This window comes from Myxococcus sp. AM011, assembly GCF_013372595.1.
GTDB lineage: Bacteria > Myxococcota > Myxococcia > Myxococcales > Myxococcaceae > Myxococcus > Myxococcus eversor.
Map to the genome: position 1 here is coordinate 1 of NZ_JABXEM010000456.1, position 4,414 is coordinate 4,414.

Annotated in this window: 6 protein-coding genes; 3 read left to right on the forward strand and 3 right to left on the reverse strand. The window is 69.0% G+C overall.

Annotated elements, in window-relative coordinates; translation table 11 throughout:
• Positions 1 to 58 precede the first annotated feature (58 nt).
• Positions 59 to 592, forward strand: a complete 534-nt coding sequence (def, locus tag HUW62_RS45910) for a peptide deformylase (protein WP_163868224.1) — start codon at positions 59 to 61, stop codon at positions 590 to 592.
• Here the strand turns inward: def and nth are convergent.
• On the reverse strand, positions 546 to 1,268 hold the full coding sequence (gene nth, locus HUW62_RS45915; RefSeq protein WP_368670645.1) for an endonuclease III: 723 nt from the start codon (positions 1,266 to 1,268) through the stop codon (positions 546 to 548). The two genes, def and nth, sit on opposite strands and share 47 nt — an antisense overlap.
• A 48-nt stretch (positions 1,269 to 1,316) precedes the next feature.
• Here nth and ltaE point away from each other — a divergent pair, with 48 nt between their 5' ends.
• Together ltaE and HUW62_RS45925 are read left to right on the forward strand one after the other, a co-directional pair.
• On the forward strand, positions 1,317 to 2,342 hold the full coding sequence (gene ltaE, locus HUW62_RS45920) for a low-specificity L-threonine aldolase (RefSeq protein WP_163868223.1): 1,026 nt from the start codon (positions 1,317 to 1,319) through the stop codon (positions 2,340 to 2,342).
• A 400-nt stretch (positions 2,343 to 2,742) separates the two neighbouring features.
• Positions 2,743 to 3,720, forward strand: coding sequence for a M23 family metallopeptidase (locus HUW62_RS45925; protein WP_176438044.1), 978 nt, complete (start codon positions 2,743 to 2,745; stop codon positions 3,718 to 3,720).
• 121 nt (positions 3,721 to 3,841) lie between these two features.
• Here HUW62_RS45925 and HUW62_RS45930 read toward each other — a convergent pair whose 3' ends face one another.
• Together HUW62_RS45930 and HUW62_RS48270 are read right to left on the reverse strand one after the other, a co-directional pair.
• Positions 3,842 to 4,111, reverse strand: coding sequence for an HU family DNA-binding protein (locus tag HUW62_RS45930; RefSeq protein WP_002635502.1), 270 nt, complete (start codon positions 4,109 to 4,111; stop codon positions 3,842 to 3,844).
• Positions 4,112 to 4,188: 77 nt separating this feature from the next.
• The coding region (locus tag HUW62_RS48270) for a hypothetical protein (RefSeq protein ID WP_217911969.1) at positions 4,189 to 4,414 on the reverse strand (226 nt) is incomplete at its 5' end.

The following is a 4,414-nucleotide window of genomic DNA, read 5'->3' on the forward strand; positions in this document are numbered from 1 at the left end:
GGGGAGGGCTGCCCGCACGGGGTTGCCCGTGCGCGCGGGGGGAGTTAAGAGGGCCTCCATGGTTCGTGAGATCCTCATCTGGCCCGACCCCATCCTGAAGCAGAAGGCCAAGCCCGTGACGAAGGTGGACGACTCCACCCGCGCGCTGGTCAAGGACATGTTCGAGACGATGTACGCCGCCGACGGCGTGGGACTCGCGGCGCCGCAGGTTGGCGTGCTCCAGCGCGTCATCGTCCTGGACACCACGCCGCGTCAGCCCGAGTCCAAGCCCCTGGCGATGATCAACCCGGAGCTCATCGCGCTCGAGGGTGAGACCACCTACAACGAAGGCTGCCTCTCGCTCCCCGGTGAGTCCGAGGACGTGGACCGCGCCGCCGTCGTCACGGTGAAGTACCTGGACGTGGACGGTCAGGAGCAGACGCTGCGCTGTGACGAACTGCTCGCCATCGCCGTGCAGCACGAGACGGACCACCTGAACGGCACCGTCTTCGTGGACCACGTCTCCACGCTGAAGCGCGAGTTCATCCGCAAGCGGATGAAGAAGCTCAAGGCTTCGCGCGAGAGCGAGCTGAACCCGTCGGCTTCTCGGTAGTCGCTCGGGCCACGCCCTTCTTGGGGCACAGTTCGGCCACGACGCAGCGCTGGCATTCTGGTGAGCGGGCGAAGCACGTCCGCCTCCCATGCCACACCAGGAGCTGGTGGCCCTTTGTCCACCAGGGGGTGGGCAGCACGGCCCGCATGTCGGTCTCCACCTTGTCCGGGTCCTCGTGCGTGGTGAAGCCGAGCCGGTACGCGAGCCGCTTGACGTGGGTGTCCACGGGGAAGGCATCGTCGCCGCCCAGGTGGATGCACACGACGCCCGCCGTCTTGCGGCCCACGCCGGGCAGCTCCGCGAGCGTGTCGCGACGGAGGGGCACCTGGCCGCCATGTTCCTCCACGAGGATTTTCGCCGCCGCGACGATGTTCTTCGCCTTGGCGCGGTACAGACCGCAGGTGCGGATGAACGGCTCCACGTCGGTGGGTTGCACCTGCGCGAAGGCGTGTGCGCTGGGGAAGCGTTGGAATAGGGCGGGGGTGACCATGTTGACCCGCTTGTCGGTGCACTGGGCGGAGAGCATCACCGCCACGAGCAGCTCCAGGGGGGAGTGGAAATCCAGCTCGATGTGGGCATCGGGCATGGAGGCTTCCAGTCGCTCCATCACCTTCACCGCGCGCTCACGCTTCGTCGCCGCTGTCTCACGTCCGGGCACGCGGCCGTTGTATGTCACCCCTGTCGTGCACCCAAGTCCTGGCTGTCGCCACCCTGCGGGAGAACCATGAAGCCCATCGACTTTCGTTCCGACACCGTCACCAAGCCCACGGCCGGCATGCGCCGGGCCATCGCGGAAGCGGAGGTGGGAGACGACGTGTACGGAGAGGACCCCACGGTGTTGCGCCTGGAGGCGCGCGTGGCGGAGCGGCTCGGGCTGGAGGCGGCGCTCTTCGTCCCCTCGGGCACGCAGGCCAACCAGGTGGCCATTGGCGCGCACTGCCGGGCGGGGGACGAGGTGCTGACCGAGGCGGGCAGCCACATCCTGCATTACGAGGGCGGCGCGGTGCCGGCGTTGTGGGGCGTGCAGCCGCAGCCGCTGCCAGGCGAGCGGGGCCTGCTGAATCCGGAGGACGTGGCGGCGGCGGTGCGTGAGGACAACATGCACAACCCGCGCACCCGGCTGCTGTCGTTGGAGAACACGCACAACCGGGGCGGCGGCTCGGTGTGGCCGGTGGAGCGTTTCCGCGCGGTGGTGGACGTCGCTCGCAAGGCGGGGTTGGCGGTGCACCTGGATGGCGCGCGGTTGTTCAACGCGGAGGTGGCGGCGGGGGTGCCTGCGTCGACGTGGGCACGGCTGACGGACACGACGTCGGTGTGTTTCTCGAAGGGGTTGGGGGCGCCGGTGGGTTCGGCGCTGGCGGGCCGCGCGGACCTCATCAAGGAGGCGCGTCGGCTGCGCAAGCGGTTGGGTGGAGGCATGCGGCAGGCGGGCATCCTGGCGGCGGCGGCGCTGTACGCGCTGGACCACCACGTGGAGCGGCTCGCGGAGGACCACGCGAATGCGCGCCGGCTCGCGGCGGCGCTGGCCGAGGTGCCGGGAGTGAAGGTGGACGCGGCGAGGGTGGAGACGAACATGGTGTTCGCGGAGTTCGACCGCCCGGCCATGGAGATGGTGACGCTGCTGGGAGGGCACGGCGTGCTGACGAACCCGGCGGGAGGACCGCGCACGGTGAGGTTGGTCACGCACCTGGACCTGTCGGCGGCGGACATCGACGAGTCGGTGGCACGCATCCGGCGAGCCCTGGCGTAGACAGTCGGAGGCTCACCTCATGTGAGGGCGTCACGGCGGTGTCCGCCGAGTCGCCCTCACGCGCGGGCGTCAATGGTCCAAGGTGTGCTCTACGAAGCCTCGTCGGGGCATGGGTGCGCCGAGGGCCGCGGTCCGGTCTCTCCCGGGCGAGGACACGCATTCGCATCGCCGGGACGCGAGGCGCGCGCCACAGCCCGGTCTCCTCACGCGAGAACATGGGCATGTTTGCCGCGCCCCGCGCCGAAGCGCGCGGGACGAAGAAGTCTTCTCGGATGGCGGTGCCTCAGGTCCGCGCCTGAGTCGCGCCCCGGGAGGTTGCTCGCCCGCTCCCGCTCCGGGCGAAGCCGTGGCCGCCAGGCGAGGGAAGCCACCGAGCGGGGCGTGGTAGGCTCGCCGGGCCGTGCGTCGACTCCCCCTCCTCGCCCTCGTCAGCGTCTGTGCCTGCTCCACCTCCCGGTTGGAGCAGAAGATGAGCTTCGATGAGGTCTACAGCACCGCGGAGCGCTCCCCCGCCGAGGCCTCCTCGCCCGCCGTCCCCGAGAGCACCTCCGATGCGCCCCGAGGCCGTGTGCGCCTGGCCGCGCCCGAGCCCTCCATGGAGCTGCAAGATGCCCTGGCCTCTTTCAAGGAGCGGGCCCGCGCGAACCGCCGGAAGGTGTCGAGGGGCGGGCCCATGCCATTGGGACAGGTGGAGAGCTGGGAGTCGATGAACGGCATGCTGGATGCCTTCCTGGAGCGCGCCTTGGAGCGCACGGACTCCCGCGATGTGGAGCGAGCCCGAGGCGTCCTGGAGGCCGAACTGGAGCAGGACGGCCGGACCTATGGCGACATGCCCGGAGCCCTGGCGGAGGCCGTGGTGTTGCGAGTGGGCCGGCTCGCCGTCCGCATGGCGGAGCTGAGGCGCCTGGAGCACCCGGAGGAGGTCAACGGGCTGCCCCGACTGGCCTGGCCGGTGGATCCGGTGACCATCACCAGCGTCTTCGGCCAGCGCTGGCACCCCATCCTGGGCGAGCAGCGGCGACACCTGGGCGTGGACCTGGCGGCGAAGCAGGGCCAGGTCGTCTACACGGCGACGAAGGGCGTGGTGTTGCGTGCGGGCTGGAACGGCGACCACGGCCTCCAGGTGGAGGTGCAGCACGATGGGCGCTGGGTGACGCGCTACAGCCACCTGTCACGGGTGCTGGTGGAGCCGGGGGAAATCCTGGAGCAGGGCCACGCGGTGGGGCTGGCCGGAGAGACGGGACTGGCCACGGGCGTGCATCTCCACTTCGAGCTGTGGCGGGACGGAGAGGTGATGGACCCCCTGGACGCGCTCGGCGACGAGGGTGACGAGCATCTGAAGGCGCCGCCCATGGCGCGGGGTGGTGCGGGCTCGTGAGGTGAGCAAGCCCGCAACGCATCAGGGGCGCCACCGGCTGAGGTAGCGCCCCTGAGGGGAGTGCCCGGTCCATCGCGAGTCCCTGGGACGCCACGGCATGAACCGGGGTGGCGTCAGCGACTTACAGCGAGTTCTTCAGCTCCTTGGCCGGACGGAAGCCAATGGTCTTCGAGGCCTTCAGCTTCATCATCTCGTTCGTCTGCGGGTTGCGAATCTTGCGCGCCTTGCGGGAGCGCACCGACCAGGTTCCGAAGCCCGGGTAGCTGAATCGCGCGTCCTTCTTCACCGCCTTGCCGATGTTGGTGAAGACGATGTCGAGGATCTGCGCCGCCGACTTCTTGGTGAGACGTGTCTGCGCCGCCACCACCTCGACGAGCTCTGCCTTGGTCATTACGCCCCTCCGTCCTGCGTTGTCTGGCCTTGATTGCGCGTAAGCCAACCGGTGGTAACAAATCGCTCTTTTCCCTGTCAATGCTGACCGCGTTCCGAGGCCGGAAAATCGGCCTCCGGACGAAAAGTTGGCTCGATGAAACACCGGGCGTAGACAGAGGGAGAAATCCGCGCCCGAGACACCGACACACCGTGTGGAATCATCACGGCGAAAACAATTGGGTTGATCGCGATTGGAAGAAAGTCTTTGGGATTTCGATCACTTGGCGTGTGTTGCTGATCGCGCATGGGCCGGGGTGGGCGG

Coding starts and splice junctions, on each gene's coding strand:
- def (WP_163868224.1), top strand. CDS start 59: ATGGTTCGTGAGATCCTCATCTGGCCCGACCCCATCCTGAAGCAGAAG.
- ltaE (WP_163868223.1), top strand. CDS start 1,317: ATGAAGCCCATCGACTTTCGTTCCGACACCGTCACCAAGCCCACGGCC.
- HUW62_RS45930 (WP_002635502.1), bottom strand. CDS start 4,111: ATGACCAAGGCAGAGCTCGTCGAGGTGGTGGCGGCGCAGACACGTCTC.